This is a genomic window from Gottfriedia endophytica (assembly GCF_017814275.1).
Lineage (GTDB): Bacteria > Bacillota > Bacilli > Bacillales > Bacillaceae_G > Gottfriedia > Gottfriedia endophytica.
This window is the reverse complement of record NZ_JAGIYQ010000002.1, coordinates 334716-349833: the sequence shown is the minus strand read 5'-3', so window position 1 is coordinate 349833 and position 15118 is coordinate 334716. Positions and strand designations below refer to the sequence as shown.

The 15118-nt window shown below is 34.1% G+C and carries 14 protein-coding genes; all 14 read left to right on the top strand.

The genetic code is table 11. The features are described 5' to 3' along the window. The first annotated feature begins 1 nt into the window (after position 1). The 14 genes from spoIIIAG to recN all read left to right on the top strand — a co-directional run bounded on the left by spoIIIAG (position 2) and on the right by recN (position 15104). Positions 2–685, top strand: a complete 684-nt coding sequence (spoIIIAG, locus tag J5Y03_RS04345; protein ID WP_209402897.1) for a stage III sporulation protein AG — start codon at positions 2–4, stop codon at positions 683–685. A 21-nt stretch (positions 686–706) separates the two neighbouring features. Next, positions 707–1291, top strand: a complete 585-nt coding sequence (locus tag J5Y03_RS04340) for a SpoIIIAH-like family protein (RefSeq protein WP_209402895.1) — start codon at positions 707–709, stop codon at positions 1289–1291. 132 nt (positions 1292–1423) lie between these two features. After that, positions 1424–1921 carry an acetyl-CoA carboxylase biotin carboxyl carrier protein gene (gene accB / locus J5Y03_RS04335; protein WP_209403145.1) on the top strand — a complete coding sequence of 166 codons (498 nt, stop codon included), beginning with the start codon at positions 1424–1426 and terminating at the stop codon, positions 1919–1921. Between the two features lie 418 nt (positions 1922–2339). After that, complete coding sequence (gene accC / locus J5Y03_RS04330; RefSeq protein WP_209402893.1) at positions 2340–3692, top strand: acetyl-CoA carboxylase biotin carboxylase subunit; 1353 nt, start codon at positions 2340–2342, stop codon at positions 3690–3692. 15 nt (positions 3693–3707) lie between these two features. After that, complete coding sequence (locus tag J5Y03_RS04325; RefSeq protein ID WP_209402891.1) at positions 3708–4106, top strand: Asp23/Gls24 family envelope stress response protein; 399 nt, start codon at positions 3708–3710, stop codon at positions 4104–4106. 602 nt (positions 4107–4708) lie between these two features. After that, complete coding sequence (gene nusB, locus J5Y03_RS04320; protein ID WP_209402889.1) at positions 4709–5089, top strand: transcription antitermination factor NusB; 381 nt, start codon at positions 4709–4711, stop codon at positions 5087–5089. A gap of 40 nt (positions 5090–5129) precedes the next feature. Further along, positions 5130–5996: a bifunctional methylenetetrahydrofolate dehydrogenase/methenyltetrahydrofolate cyclohydrolase FolD gene (gene folD / locus J5Y03_RS04315; protein WP_209402887.1), complete on the top strand. Its 867-nt coding sequence runs from the start codon at positions 5130–5132 to the stop codon at positions 5994–5996. A 353-nt stretch (positions 5997–6349) separates the two neighbouring features. Next, complete coding sequence (gene xseA / locus J5Y03_RS04310) at positions 6350–7696, top strand: exodeoxyribonuclease VII large subunit (protein WP_209402885.1); 1347 nt, start codon at positions 6350–6352, stop codon at positions 7694–7696. Between the two features lie 3 nt (positions 7697–7699). Next, positions 7700–7927: an exodeoxyribonuclease VII small subunit gene (locus J5Y03_RS04305; protein WP_209402883.1), complete on the top strand. Its 228-nt coding sequence runs from the start codon at positions 7700–7702 to the stop codon at positions 7925–7927. A 3-nt stretch (positions 7928–7930) separates the two neighbouring features. Then, positions 7931–8818: a polyprenyl synthetase family protein gene (locus tag J5Y03_RS04300; protein ID WP_209402881.1), complete on the top strand. Its 888-nt coding sequence runs from the start codon at positions 7931–7933 to the stop codon at positions 8816–8818. A 461-nt stretch (positions 8819–9279) separates the two neighbouring features. Next, a complete protein-coding gene (dxs, locus tag J5Y03_RS04295) occupies positions 9280–11169 on the top strand; it encodes a 1-deoxy-D-xylulose-5-phosphate synthase (protein WP_209402879.1) in 1890 nt (629 codons plus the stop codon). A 4-nt stretch (positions 11170–11173) separates the two neighbouring features. Beyond that, positions 11174–12001 carry a TlyA family RNA methyltransferase gene (locus J5Y03_RS04290; protein WP_209402877.1) on the top strand — a complete coding sequence of 276 codons (828 nt, stop codon included), beginning with the start codon at positions 11174–11176 and terminating at the stop codon, positions 11999–12001. Between the two features lie 560 nt (positions 12002–12561). Continuing rightward, a complete protein-coding gene (gene ahrC / locus J5Y03_RS04285; RefSeq protein WP_209402875.1) occupies positions 12562–13014 on the top strand; it encodes a transcriptional regulator AhrC/ArgR in 453 nt (150 codons plus the stop codon). Between the two features lie 353 nt (positions 13015–13367). Further along, the gene (recN, locus tag J5Y03_RS04280; protein ID WP_209402873.1) at positions 13368–15104 is read left to right on the top strand and encodes a DNA repair protein RecN; all 1737 of its coding nucleotides are present in this window, start codon (positions 13368–13370) and stop codon (positions 15102–15104) included. Positions 15105–15118 lie beyond the last annotated feature (14 nt).

Here is a 15118-nt window from a genome sequence, read left to right as displayed (position 1 = left end):
AATGAAAAATAAAAAAGGCTATCAAAAATTAACCCAATTTCTAAAAGGAGATAGTGATCCGGAAAACCAACCTAAACAGAATCTACCGATAAAATTATCGAAAAAATATGTACTAGCCTTATTAGTTTTAGGAATTGGATGGATGGTCGCAGGGAATTTATTTTCAAACTCCAACCAAAAAACGAATGATATGCTTCAACCAGTTGCAAAAGAAACAACCGCAAATGTAACTCAGCAAGAACAAAGTGTTGAAGCCTTTAATCAAAATAAAAAATCATCTAATAACATAATCGAATACGAAAAAAAATATGAACAACAATTAAAAGATACGCTCGGTAATATTGCTGGAGTGAAAGATGTAACTGTAGTAGTTAATGTAGATAGTACAGAGAAAAAAGTATACCAAGTGAATGAAACCAATCGTACACAAACAACAGAAGAAATAGACAAGCAAGGTGGTAAAAGAAACATCGAAGATCAATCACAAGAGCAATCTCTTGTGATTGTAAATGATGGAAGTAAGGGGTCTCCTGTCCTAGTGCAAACAGAAATGCCAAAAATCCGTGGTGTTCTTGTAGTTGCAAAAGGTGCAGAGAATTTAGTAATAAAACATATGATTCGAGAAGCTGTTACAAGATTACTAGATGTACCCAGTTATCGAGTATCAGTACAACCCAAAAATTAAACCTTAGGAGGAAATGGAAAAATGAAAAGACAAACAATTTGGTTATTAACAATGTTGAGTTTAGTAGTGGTTCTATCAGTCTATTATGTTACGACACCTAATCAAACAAATACTGCTAATTTTATGAAAATGTCAGGTAAACAAGATCTATCTTCATTAGATTCTACTTCTAATGTTAATTCTGATAAAACGAAGGAAACGTCAAACAAGTCTTCAGAAAAAACAAAACCAACAGCTAAAAAACAAAACGCTATCAATGCTGATGAAGTAATGGAAAAACAAAGAATGGATCAAGAAGATACTCGTAGTCAACAAATTGAGGAATATAAATCAGTAGTCGATTCAGCAACTGCTACTGCACAACAAAAAAGTGAAGCATTATCAAAGGTACAAACTCTTGAAGCATTATCAGCTAAGGAACAGAACGTTGAAGAAATGATTAAAAGTGCAGGGTATAAAGATGCTTTAGTTCAAGCAAACGATAATGAAGTTCGAGTTACTGTTAAATCTAAAACACATAGTAGAAAGGCTGCAAATGATATTATTCAAATGACAAGAAGTGAACTAGGAGAAAAATTAGTTGAAGTGGATTTCCAAACAAAATAAGATTCATTTACAACCTCGTTATAGAGGTTGTTTTTTTTGTGTAAAATAGATAGTCAGGACACTAAAAAAAATACCCTATTGAAAACTTTAGTATTAGGTTATAAGATTAAGTTATAAGCGTTAAGGAGTGAAATTATGAAAATACATGAAATCCGTGAATTAATCAAATTGATTGATCAATCTACAATTAATGAGTTCGAATATGAAGAAAATGGGGCAATCGTAAAAATGAAAAAAGGTGTAGATGCACAAGTTGTTTCTACATTTGTACCAGCACCAGTAGCTAAACAAGAAATTATTGCTCAACCAACAGTTACATCAGTTGCTACAATTGAAAAAATTGTTGAAGAACCAAAAGCAGCTGAAGAAGTTGCAAAAGTTGAAGATGCTAACTTACATAAAATAACTTCTCCAATGGTTGGTACTTTCTATTCTTCTCCATCGCCAGACGCAGCAAATTATGTTAGTGTTGGAGACAAAGTAAATGATAGCTCAATTGTATGTATCGTAGAGGCTATGAAATTATTTAATGAAATTGAAGCAGAAGTACAAGGTGAAATCGTAGAAGTCCTTGTTAAAGATGGACAACTTGTAGAATTTGGACAGCCTTTATTCTTAGTAAAGGCTTAATTAAAGGGAAAAAGGAATAAGGAAAATAGGAAGAACTACTTCTTAGTTATTTACAATAACCAGTTAAAGTTATTTACATGCTTTGACTGGTTATTGCTACAATAGTTAGCATAGCTAAACCTAAGTAAGTTCATTCCGCATTTCGTATTGTCTAGCTGCAGCGACTACCTCCTCGGCCGTTTCACAAATAGGAATTGAAGTGAAAATCACACTTCTATTCCTATTTGCTAAAGCGACTACCGGAGGTGAACAAGTCGCTTCCGCATTTCAGTATTGTCTAGCTGCAGCGTCCATCTCCTCGGTCATTTCACCTTTACTAGTTGAAGCAAAAAACATGCTTCTACTAGTAAAGGCTCCAATGCCTGTCGGAGATAAACGGGACGCTTCCGCATTTCTAAAGAGTAGGTGAATTGAATTTATGAAGAAGGTTTTAATAGCCAATCGTGGCGAGATTGCTGTTCGTATTATTCGAGCGTGCAGAGAGTTAAATATAGAAACAGTGGCAATTTATTCAGAAGGTGACCGTGAGGCTCTACATGTCCAAATGGCAGATGAGGCTTATTGTGTTGGCCCGAAGCTTTCTAAAGATAGTTATTTAAATATGACAAATATAATTAGTATTGCAAAGTTAACTGGTTGTGATGCCCTTCATCCAGGGTATGGTTTCTTATCTGAAAATGCTAGCTTTGCTGAACTATGTACTGAGTGTAATGTGAAATTTATTGGTCCTACAGCTGATTCGATTTCTAAAATGGGTACGAAGGATGTTGCTCGTGAAACGATGAAAGCAGCAGGAGTACCAGTTGTTCCAGGATCTCAGGGGATTGTTTCTGGTATTGAAGAGGCAAAGGAAATTGCTAATCAAATAGGATATCCAGTTATTATTAAGGCTACTGCAGGAGGCGGCGGTAAAGGGATTCGTGTCGCTAAAACTGTAGAAGAACTTGAAAAAGGAATTCAAATTACTCAACAAGAAGCCCAAACTGCATTTGGTAATCCTGGAGTATATTTAGAAAGATATATTACAGATTTCCGCCATGTAGAAATTCAAGTTTTAGCTGATGAACATGGAAATACAATTCATTTAGGTGAACGTGATTGTACAATCCAAAGACGTTTACAGAAGCTTGTTGAAGAAGCACCTTCTCCTGTTTTAGATGAGGCAACTCGTGCAAAAATGGGTGAGGCAGCTGTTAAAGCAGCACAAGCAGTAGATTATTGGGGTGCTGGAACTGTTGAGTTCATTTATGAGCCACAAACGAATAGTTTTTATTTCATGGAAATGAATACTCGTATTCAAGTAGAACATCCAGTAACTGAATTTGTTACAGGTATTGATTTAATAAAAGAGCAACTAAAGGTTGCACAAGGTATGAAGTTAGAATACAAACAAGAAGATGTGTCTCTAAAAGGCTGGTCAATTGAGTGTAGAATTAACGCAGAGAATCCAGATAAGAATTTTATGCCTTCTCCAGGGAAAATTATTACGTATTTACCACCAGGAGGACCAAACGTACGTGTGGATTCAGCGGTTTATTCAGGGTACACAATTCCGCCATATTATGATTCAATGATTGCAAAAGTTATCGTCCATGGCAAGACAAGAGAAGAAGCAATTGCTATAATGAAGAGAGCACTAGAAGAATTTGTAGTGGAAGGCGTTTATACAACAATTCCGTTCCATTTAAAACTGCTACAAAATGAAATATTTGTAAAAGGGCATTATAATACAAAATTCCTCGAGGAACATGAACTTGTAACCAAGAGATAAAAGGGAGGTATTTTTGTGAACGAAAACAGTATGTTAGAAATGGGCTCAGCTTCACTTGGGCGTGTCGAAATCGCACCTGAGGTAATTGAAGTTATCGCAGGGTTAGCCGCTTCAGAAGTAGACGGTGTTTCAAGTATGAGAGGTAACTTTGCATCTGGTATGGTTGAAAGATTAGGTAAGAAAAACCATGGTAAAGGTGTTCGCGTAGACCTCTCAGATGATGCAATTAAGGTTGATGTATTTATTCTTGTGAAATTTGGTGTGGCAATTCCAAAAGTTGCACAAAATGTTCAAGACAACATTCGTCAAGCCCTATTAACAATGACAGGTTTACAACTAAGTGAAGTAAATGTACATGTTGTAGGTGTACAGTTTGATTCAAAACCTGAACAAGAATTTCCTGCAGATCATTAATGTAAGTAAAAGAAGCTTAAATTATGCTTATCGTATAATTTAAGCTTCTTTTTTTTGCCCTTTTTAAGAGAGTTGCTTTTAGGAATTGTAATTTAAAAGACAGAAGTTGATTGGAACGGAAGGATGCTCGACTCCTGTGGGGAATGCGGGAAGGCTGAGACCCCGCAGGAGCGTATGCGACGAGGAGGCTCAGCTCACGCCCCTAGGAAAGCGAGCATCCTGGAGTGGAAATCAACTTATACATACTAAAATAGCATCAATGTATAAGGAAACTGCCTTTTTATTTATATATTTTTTATAATGTTCGTTTTTTAATGGTATAACTAAAGCAGAAATAGAGAAAAATTGAAAAAAATGATTAAAATACAAACTTTTTAGTGGAAATCAAAGAATAATATTAGTAAAATGAATAAAAAGAAGATGTTGAGTGTAAGTTCTTGCTTAGAAAATAAAAGATTACATAGCATAAGAAAAAGGGGATTTATGTTAGTTAGCCGTTGGAACATCGTAAAAAAAGTGGTAAAATAACATGTTAATAAATTAGTTACCACTTTATAGATAGAATTTTTGATTGAAATTAGGTTAAAAGGAGTTATATAAGAATGAAACGCAGAAAAGCTAGAGAACTTGCATTACAAACATTATTTCAAATAGATTTAGGTGAGGCAAATCCAACTGATGCATTACAACATGTATTAGAAGAAGCTGAAGAAAAGGAAGACTCTTTCTTGTCATTAATTGTGACTAATTATGTAGAAAACAAGGAAGCAATTGACAAGACACTAGCCTCTAATATCGAAAGCTGGACAATTGATCGATTAGCTAATGTTGACAGAAATATTCTTCGCATTGCATTAGTTGAAATAAATTATTTAGAAGATGCACCAAAGAGTGTAGTAATTAATGAAGCAATTGAAATTGCGAAAATTTACGGAGATGATGACTCCAGTAAGTTTATTAATGCAGTTCTATCTAAATTTTAAATAGATAAAGAAAAGCAATAATATATCAGGGGGAATTAAAATGGTAGCTAATTTAATTAATGGAAAAGAAATTTCAAGTCAGATGAAAGAAACTTTAAAAGGAAATGTCGCTGAATTAATTCAGCAAGGTGTTACACCTGGATTAGCAGTAGTTCTCGTAGGGGATAATTCTGCATCACGTACATACGTAAATTCCAAACATAAAGCATGCAATGAAATTGGAGTTTATTCAGAAGTAATTGAATTACCGGAAAGTGTAACTGAAGAGAAACTTTTAGAAATTGTTAATCAGTTAAATCATGACGACAAAATTCACGGTATTTTAGTTCAATTACCGTTACCTAAGCATATTTCAGAAAAAAAAGTTATTGAAACAATTTCTCCATTAAAAGATGTTGATGGATTCCATCCAATTAACATAGGGCGAATGATGACTGGTCAAGATGCTCTACTACCATGTACACCCTTTGGTATATTAAAAATGATTCAAACAACTGGTATTTCGATTAGTGGCAAACATGTTGTTGTCATAGGAAGAAGTAACATTGTTGGGAAACCAGTAGGTCAATTATTCTTAAATGAAAATGCAACAGTAACATATACACACTCTCGTTCAAAAAATATAACAGAGCTAACAAAACAAGCAGATATTCTAATTGTCGCAATAGGAGTTGCAAAATTCGTTACAGCAGAGTATGTAAAAGATGGTGCAATTGTTATTGATGTTGGAATGAACAGAGATGAAAATGGAAAGCTTTGTGGTGATGTGAATTTTGACGAAGTAAAAGAAGTTGCTGGATACATCACACCAGTACCAGGTGGAGTAGGTCCAATGACAATTACTATGTTACTGCATAATACAGTAAAAGCAGCTAAAGTAATTGAAAACATATCTAGTACAATGTAATTAAGACTAAAGTGTATTATTGACTTATTATTCAAAGGGTTTTCTATTATTTTTAGGATTATTTCTAAAAGATTTTTGTTTTAAAAAGATTTTGTAATAGGTTTGTTGATAAATAAGTTGATTGGAACGGAAGGTGCGAGACTCCTGTGGGAGCAGCGGGACAGGTGAGACCCCGCAGGAGCGATAGCGACGAGGAGGCTCACCGCCCGCCCCTAGGAAAGCGAGCAACCTGGAGTTCCAATCAACTTAACGCATTCTAAAATAGCAACAAAGGTAGTTGGGCCAATTTTAAAATGCAATAGAAAGATACTAATTAAATTGTATAGTAATAATAATTGAAATGAGGAATATTTATGGCAGAGCAGTTACCAATCACAGTATCTGCATTGAATAAATACTTGCGTGCAAAATTTCAAGCTGACCGTAACTTACAAAGTATTCTTCTTCGTGGTGAAATTTCAAATTTTAAACGTCATTCATCAAGTGGCCATTTTTACTTTACTTTAAAAGATGATAATGGGAGAATATCAGCAGTAATGTTTCGACAGCACAATGTTAATATAGCATTTGAGCCACAAGATGGAATGCAAGTTATTGTTCAAGGCGAAGTAACAGTGTACCCACAAAGCGGTAGCTATCAAATTTATGTTAACAATATGCAACCTGATGGTATCGGTAGTCTTTATATTGCATTTGAACAATTAAAGAAAAAATTACACGAAGAAGGACTCTTTGATCAGCGGTATAAAAAGAAGATTCCTTCTTTTCCTTCTGTTATCGGAGTAGTCACTTCTCCGACAGGTGCAGCTATTCGAGATATCATTACAACGATTCAAAGAAGATATCCAATAGGAAAGATAATTGTAATACCTACACTTGTTCAAGGTCAGCAAGCTCCCGATTCAATTGTAAAATCAATTGATATTGCAAATAACATTCCAGAAATTGATGTATTAATTGTTGGTCGTGGTGGTGGTTCGATTGAAGAGTTATGGGCATTTAACGAAGAGATAGTAGCTAGAGCTATTTTTAACTCTCGAATTCCAATTATTTCGGCAGTAGGACACGAAACAGATACAACAATTTCAGATTTTGTAGCTGATTTAAGAGCTGCGACACCAACTGCTGCAGCAGAACAAGTGTCTATTAGCCAACGAGAGCTACAAGAACAAATTAGTACATTAGATAATCGTTTGGCCAAGGCAATGAATACAGTCATAGAACGAAAACAAGTTATATTAAATAATGTACAAGAATCTTATATTTTTCGTAATCCGCAATCATTTCTAAATCCTAAACAAGAACGGTATGATCGTACATATGACGATTTAATAGGATCATTTAAACAAATATTGTCTGATAAAGGGTTACAAATTAGAGAACTTTCATCTACTTTATTTGTCCAGCATCCTAAAAATCGAATACAGTTAGAAAAACAAAAGTACGGGCAACTTTCATCCTCTTTAACAAAAGAATTAATGTCAATAATGATGAAAAAACAATACAACATGGAAAAAGTAATCCATCAACTCGATGCGCTGAGTCCTTTAAAGGTAATGTCAAGAGGATACTCATTAGCTTATAAAAATGGTGAAGAACTTATTAAAAATGTTGGTCAAGTGGAAAAAGGAGATTCATTTGATTTACAAGTTACAGATGGGACAATTCTTTGTGAAGTAATTGGAAAAAAGGAGAGTTAAAAAATGGAAGAACAAACATTATCATTTGAAGAAGCTATAAAACAAATTGAGGAAATTGTTCAAAAGCTAGAGCAAGGTGATGTTCCACTTGAAAAAGCTATTGCTTACTTTCAAGAAGGCGTTATGCTCTCACAGATTTGTAAAGAAAAACTAAATACTGTTGAGAAACAAATGGCAACAATATTGAATGAGCAAGGAGAACAACGGCCGTTCGTCATCGAGGGGGAGTAATTCATGTTAACGTTTAAACAATTTATGGAACAATCAAGTAAGATTGTCAATGATGAAATGGGGGGACTTGTTTCTTCATTACGTGCCCCTGAAAAGTTAAAAGAATCTATGATTTACTCTTTACAGGGTGGAGGAAAAAGAATTAGACCTCTTCTTTTATTTGCTACCCTTCATGCATTTAATAAAGAAATAAATATTGGTGTAAGGCCAGCGTGTGCTGTTGAAATGATACATACTTACTCACTAATTCACGACGATCTACCTTGTATGGATGATGACGATTTACGACGTGGTCAACCAACAAATCACAAAGTGTATGGAGAAGATATGGCTGTTTTAGCTGGGGATGCTCTATTAACTTATGCTTTTCAAATTATCTCAGAAATGAATGAGGTAGTAGTATCAGATGCTATAAAAATTCAATTAATACGTGAACTTTCAATCGCAGCGGGACCAGAGGGAATGGTTGCAGGTCAGGTTGCTGATATGGAAGGAGAAAGAAAAAGTTTATCTGGTGAAGAATTACAATCAATTCATGAACGAAAAACAGGTAAGATGTTAATGTTTCCAGTAATCGCTGGTGCAATTCTTTCGAATGCCACAAGCGAACATCTTTCTCATTTAACACAATTTGCATGGAAATTAGGAATCGCGTTTCAAATTCAAGATGATATATTAGATGTAATAGGAAATGTCGATTTAATTGGAAAACCAGTCGGTAGTGATATAGAAAATGATAAAACAACATATGTAAAATTATATGGAGTGACAGGAGCAAAAGAAAAACTTCAACAATTTATTAGTGAAGCAAAACAGCATATTGTTTCATGTGGCTTGCGTGATGATATGCTCCTTTCTATCTGTGATTTCGTGGGAAATAGAAACTTTTAACATGTAATTGATAAATTATGCAATAAATAAGTATTGTTCATTGATACAAAGAGTACAATTATGTATAATGATACTACTTATACATAATTAGAAAATTATCATTTAAAGTGAAACTTCCGTCAGTGGTATGTCTAGAGCCCTACTGATCGTTAGTTGAACCAATTGGATTAATACGGGCAGTTATCCTTTATCAATCATCATCGCTTTTCCCGATTATGAGATGGTAAGTCTAACTGCCTGTTAATGCGGGGTTATGAAGATGTGTGCCGTTATCACATATGTGTTAGCGGCTATTTTTAAATATAAATTGAAGGTTTTTTGATACATAGGGTTAAATTTCTTGAGAAACAGTTATCCTTTAATTAACACTATTTATGAAGAAATCTCCAATTAGAATGAAATTTCGTTTATGATTATAGAATTATTTTCTTATTAACATCTAGGAAGGTGAGTGATCCAAAATGGATCTTACGTCAATTCAGAATCCGAGTTTTTTAAAAAATAAATCGATAAAGCAATTAGAGCAACTTAGTAAGGAAATTAGAGAATTTTTAATTCAACAGCTTTCGGAAACAGGGGGGCATATTGCGCCTAATTTAGGAGTGGTTGAGTTAACGATCGCTTTACATAAAGTTTTTAATTCCCCTAAAGATAAATTTTTATGGGATGTTGGTCACCAATCATATGTACATAAAATCTTAACGGGTAGAGCAAAAGAATTTCCGACCTTAAGACAATATAAAGGGTTATGTGGTTTCCCAAAGAGAAATGAAAGTGAACATGATGTTTGGGAAACGGGACATAGCTCAACATCCCTTTCAGCTGCAATGGGAATGGCAATTGCTAGAGATCTGAAAAAAACAAAAGAATGTATTATTCCAATTATTGGTGATGGAGCATTGACCGGTGGTATGGCTTTAGAGGCTTTAAATCATATTGGTCACGAAAAAAAGGATATCATCGTTATTTTAAATGATAATGAAATGTCAATCGCTCCAAATGTTGGGGCCCTTCATAATGTGTTAGGCCGCTTACGTACTACAGGACATTACCGGTGGGCAAAAGGTGAAGTAGAGAGCATGATTAAAAAGATTCCTGGAATAGGTGAAAAGCTTTCTTCAACCTCTAAAAAACTAAAAGATGGCTTGAAGTATGTTGTTTCCAGTGGAATGTTTTTTGAAGAATTGGGATTCACTTATTTTGGTCCAGTAGATGGCCATGATTTTGAAAGTTTATTTGAAAATTTAGAGTATGCTAAGAAGACAAAAGGTCCTGTCTTAATACATGTTCTAACGAAAAAGGGGAAAGGTTATAATCCAGCTGAGTCTGATGAAATTGGTACTTGGCATGGAACTGGTCCATATAAAGTAGAATCAGGGAAAATGATTAAGCCAGTAAATTCTCCTCCTGCATGGAGTAAATTAGTAAGTGATACAGTTTTAAGATTAGCAGAAAAAGATGAGCGCATAGTAGCAATTACACCAGCGATGCCAGTTGGTTCAAAATTAGAAAATTTCCAAGAGAAATTACCTGATCGTATTTTTGACGTTGGTATCGCAGAACAACATGCTACAACTATGGCTGCCGGACTTGCTACGCAAGGAATGAAGCCTTTTTTAGCGATCTACTCAACATTTTTACAAAGAGCTTATGATCAAGTTGTTCATGACGTTTGTCGTCAAAATTTAGATGTATTTATTGGAATTGATCGAGCGGGCTTAGTTGGAGCAGATGGAGAAACTCACCAAGGAGTATTTGATATTGCGTTTTTAAGACATATTCCTAATTTAGTGTTGATGATGCCAAAAGATGAAAATGAAGGTCAACACATGGTTAATACAGCATTCAAACATTCTGGTCCAATTGCAATGCGTTTCCCACGAGGAAATGGATATGGAGTCCCAATGGATCCTGAGTTAAAAGAACTACCAATCGGATCATGGGAAGTATTAAAAAACGGATCTGATGCTGTGATATTAACTTTTGGTACAACAATTCCAATGGCTTTAGAAGCAGCTAACATATTAGAGCAAGAAGGAAAATCAATTAGAGTTGTCAATGCAAGATTTATTAAACCGATGGATACAGCAATGCTTCATGATCTATTTAAAGAAGGGATTCCTATTCTTACAATAGAAGAGGCTGTTTTACAAGGCGGATTTGGAAGTGCAGTTTTAGAATTTGCAAGTACAAATGAATATGAAAATGTTAAAGTTAGAAGAATGGGTATTCCCGATGAATATATTGAGCATGGAGAAGTGGATAAGCTTCTTGAAGAAATTGGCTTAACGAAGGAAGAAATTATTTCTAACCTTCGTAAAATGGTCGCACAAACAGCTAAGAGGATGTAATAATATGGCAAAAAAAGAACGAGTTGATGTTCTTCTTGTAGAACGAGGTCTAATAGAAACAAGAGAAAAAGCAAAAAGAGCCATAATGGCAGGTCTTGTATATACAAATGAAGAACGATTAGATAAACCAGGTGAAAAAATAGAGATAGATTCCCATCTTCAAATAAAAGGAGAATTAATGCCTTATGTGAGTAGAGGTGGGTTTAAGCTTGAAAAAGCTTTAAAAGTATTTGACGTTTCTGTTCAAGACAAAATTATGATTGATATCGGATCTTCTACAGGGGGCTTTACAGATTGTGCTTTACAAAATGGAGCCAAACTTTCATATGCATTAGACGTTGGATATAACCAATTAGCATGGAAACTTCGTCAAGATGAACGAGTTGTTGTAATGGAGAGAACAAATTTTCGTTACGTAAAACCAGAAGATTTAATTAAAGGGTTACCACAATTTGCTTCAATTGACGTTTCGTTTATTTCACTCCGTCTAATTTTGCCAGTACTTAAAACGTTACTAGTGCAAGAGAGTGATGTATGTGCGCTTATTAAGCCTCAATTTGAAGCTGGTAGAGATCAAGTTGGAAAAAAAGGAATCGTTCGTGATAAAAAGGTTCACGAAAGTGTTATTGATTATATTGTTGAGTTTTCATTAAAAGAAGGTTATGATGTCAAAAATCTAACTTTTTCTCCTATTACAGGTGGAGATGGGAATATTGAATTTTTGATTCACTTACACTGGAGCGGAGAAAAAGAATTAGGAAGTAATTTGTTTTCTCTTTCTTCAAAAGAAATCGTTGATCAAGCTCATGGTGAATTGAAAAGCCAAAGTTAAGGGAATCCACCATAATGGATTCTCTTTATTTTTTTAGGTTCTTTTCAAAAGGATTGTTGTTATTTAAAAGGTTTTGTTAAAGCAAACTGTTACTAGTGAGGTTAGTCGGAGCGGAACTACGAAATCCTTAAATTGCAATAATGTTTAAGAAAGGCTCTTTTCTAAAAGATTGTTGCTTTGAGATTTTTAATTTTAAGATAGAAGTTTATTACAACGGAAGGTGCGATACTCCTGTGGGAATAGCGGGAAGGCTGAGACCCCGCAGGAGCGATAGCGACGAGGAGGCTCAGCTCACGCCCCACGGAAAGGGAGCAACCTGGAGTTGTAATAAACTAACGAATTCTAAAGAAGCAACAATGTATACGAAAACAGTTTTTTAAAACAGGAATCGTAAGTAAATACATAAAAAGAAGTCAATTTTAAAAATATAATTAAAAGATAACTATATAACATTTCAATTCAGTGAAAACGGTTAAAAATATATATACAATGTCTTAGTTATTGGTTAAGATTAGGGTAGAAAGCGGTAGAAATTTGTCGTATTATACAAGAGGTGTACTATGAATAAAGGTCAACGTCATATAAAAATTAGAGAAATTATTGCTAAAAATGAAATAGAAACACAAGACGAATTGGTTCAAGCACTACGTGATTTAGGTTTTAAAGTAACTCAAGCAACTATTTCTAGGGATATAAAGGAGCTTGCATTAGTTAAGGTACCTTTATCTGATGGGAGATACAAATATAGTTTACCAGCAGATCAACGATTCAATCCTCTTCAAAAACTAAAGAGATTGTTAGTTGAATCATTTATTAAAATAGATAGTGCAAGTCATTTAATCGTAATGAAAACTTTACCTGGTAACGCAAACTCAGTTGGTGTACTAATTGATCATTTAGACTGGCCAGAAATTATGGGGACAATTTGCGGTGATGATACAATTCTTATTATTTGCAAATCACCAGATGAATCGGACTCCTTAAAAGAACGTTTCCTTGATATGCTACAATAAATATAACAATATGGCTATTTTTTAAAGATTGTTGTTTTGGTTTTTATAAAAATGACAGAAGTTGATTGGAATGGAAGGGTGCCCAGGCTCCTGTGGGAGATGCGGGAAGGCTGAGACCCCACAGGAGCGTATGCGACGAGGAGGCTCAGCTCACGCCCCTAGGAAAGCGAGCATCCTGGAGTGGAAATTAACTTACACATACTGAAATAGCAACAATGTATACAAAAACAGCCAACAATATAAAAGTTTTCAAAAAGCTTATTTAATTCAGGTGATTCAGTATTACAACCTGTTTTTAAGTATAGAACAATAAATAGAATTGGTTTAAAAACTAATTAGAGAGGAGCAATTCTTTGTTATCTGAACTAATTATAAAGAATTTCGCAATTATTGAAGAAGTATCAATTTCATTTGAAAAGGGGTTAACTGTTTTAAGTGGGGAAACTGGAGCAGGTAAATCCATTATTATAGATGCCATTGGTCTACTGTTAGGTGGACGTGGTTCGGCTGAATTTGTTCGTTATGAAACGGAAAAAGCAGAAATAGAAGGGTTATTTTATATAGAGGACGAAAATCACCCAATTTATACTAAATGTGAAGAACTTGGTTTTGAGATGGAAGATGAGATGATCATCTTAAAACGTGATATTACAAATGCAGGTAAAAGTGTTTGTCGAATTAATGGGAAATTAGTAACGACTTCAACATTAAAAGAAATTGGTGGTCTTTTAGTTGATATTCATGGTCAACATGAAAGTCAAGATTTGATGAACCAGGAACATCATTTATCGATGTTACAGCATTTTGATAGTCATTCTATAGAGCCACTATTAAAAACGTATCAAGAAAGCTTTACAACATATACAACTCTTAAGAAAAAATTGAAAAATTTAACTGAAAATGAACAACAAATGGCACATAGACTTGATTTGATTCAATTTCAGTTAAGTGAAATCCAAAATGCAAATTTAAAAGAAAATGAAGATGAAAAATTGTTAGAAGAAAAAATGAAAATTTCTAACTTTGAACGAATTTATAAATCATTAGTTGAAGCATATCAAAGCTTATCTCATGACGGGAATGGCCTTGATTCAGTGCGTACAAGTATGTATGCATTAGAAAATGTAGCAACAATTGACGAAGATATTAAAGATTTACATGAGGGTGTAAGTAATAGTTACTACATATTAGAGGATATTTCTTATCGTTTGAGAGATTCAATTGAACAAATGGAGTATGATCCAAAACGTCTAGATGATATTGAATCGAGATTAAGTGAAATATCTATGTTGAAAAAGAAATACGGTAACAGTGTAACTGAAATTTTAAATTATGCTGAAAAAATTGAGCAAGAGCTAGATACGATTCAACATAAGGATCAACATATCGAACAAATAATAAAAGAACTTGATCAAGCATCAATTACTGTTATAAAACATGCACAAATACTTTCTGATAAGAGAAAGGAATTAGCTAATAAATTAATCGATGCTGTTCATCAAGAATTGAAAGAATTATACATGGAAAAAACGACTTTTGATATCGTTTTTACTTTTGAAAATGGAACTGAAAATGACCCGATTTTAAATGGAGAACATGTCAAACTAAATAAAGATGGATTTGATGTTGTAGAATTTTACATTTCAACAAATCCTGGTGAACCTTTAAAACCTTTAGCAAAAGTTGCTTCAGGTGGAGAGTTATCAAGGATGTTTTTAGCTCTTAAGAGCATTTTTACAACACACCAAGGAATCACTTCAATTATTTTTGATGAAGTTGATACTGGGGTAAGTGGAAGGGTTGCACAAGCAATTGCTGAGAAAATTCACAAAGTGTCAGTTAACTCGCAAGTATTATGTATAACGCATCTTCCACAGGTAGCATCTATGGCAGACACACATCTTTATATTCAAAAAGAAATTGTTGGAAATCGAACGAAAACGGTGGTTACGCCTTTAGTGAATGATAAAAAAATAAATGAAATAGCACGAATGATTGCCGGTGTTGAAATAACAGATGTTACCCTTCAACATGCAAAAGAATTAATAAATCAAGCAGAATCAACTAAAATAATTCATCAAACAATATAAAAAAGCTCCAAATC

What these genes read in the sequence shown, in the direction of transcription:
- nusB (WP_209402889.1), top strand. Translation starts at nt 4,709, where the DNA reads ATGAAACGCAGAAAAGCTAGAGAACTTGCATTACAAACATTATTTCAA.
- spoIIIAG (WP_209402897.1), top strand. Translation starts at nt 2, where the DNA reads ATGAAAAATAAAAAAGGCTATCAAAAATTAACCCAATTTCTAAAAGGA.
- J5Y03_RS04300 (WP_209402881.1), top strand. Translation starts at nt 7,931, where the DNA reads ATGTTAACGTTTAAACAATTTATGGAACAATCAAGTAAGATTGTCAAT.
- J5Y03_RS04305 (WP_209402883.1), top strand. Translation starts at nt 7,700, where the DNA reads ATGGAAGAACAAACATTATCATTTGAAGAAGCTATAAAACAAATTGAG.
- accC (WP_209402893.1), top strand. Translation starts at nt 2,340, where the DNA reads ATGAAGAAGGTTTTAATAGCCAATCGTGGCGAGATTGCTGTTCGTATT.
- xseA (WP_209402885.1), top strand. Translation starts at nt 6,350, where the DNA reads ATGGCAGAGCAGTTACCAATCACAGTATCTGCATTGAATAAATACTTG.
- ahrC (WP_209402875.1), top strand. Translation starts at nt 12,562, where the DNA reads ATGAATAAAGGTCAACGTCATATAAAAATTAGAGAAATTATTGCTAAA.
- J5Y03_RS04290 (WP_209402877.1), top strand. Translation starts at nt 11,174, where the DNA reads ATGGCAAAAAAAGAACGAGTTGATGTTCTTCTTGTAGAACGAGGTCTA.
- J5Y03_RS04340 (WP_209402895.1), top strand. Translation starts at nt 707, where the DNA reads ATGAAAAGACAAACAATTTGGTTATTAACAATGTTGAGTTTAGTAGTG.
- dxs (WP_209402879.1), top strand. Translation starts at nt 9,280, where the DNA reads ATGGATCTTACGTCAATTCAGAATCCGAGTTTTTTAAAAAATAAATCG.
- folD (WP_209402887.1), top strand. Translation starts at nt 5,130, where the DNA reads ATGGTAGCTAATTTAATTAATGGAAAAGAAATTTCAAGTCAGATGAAA.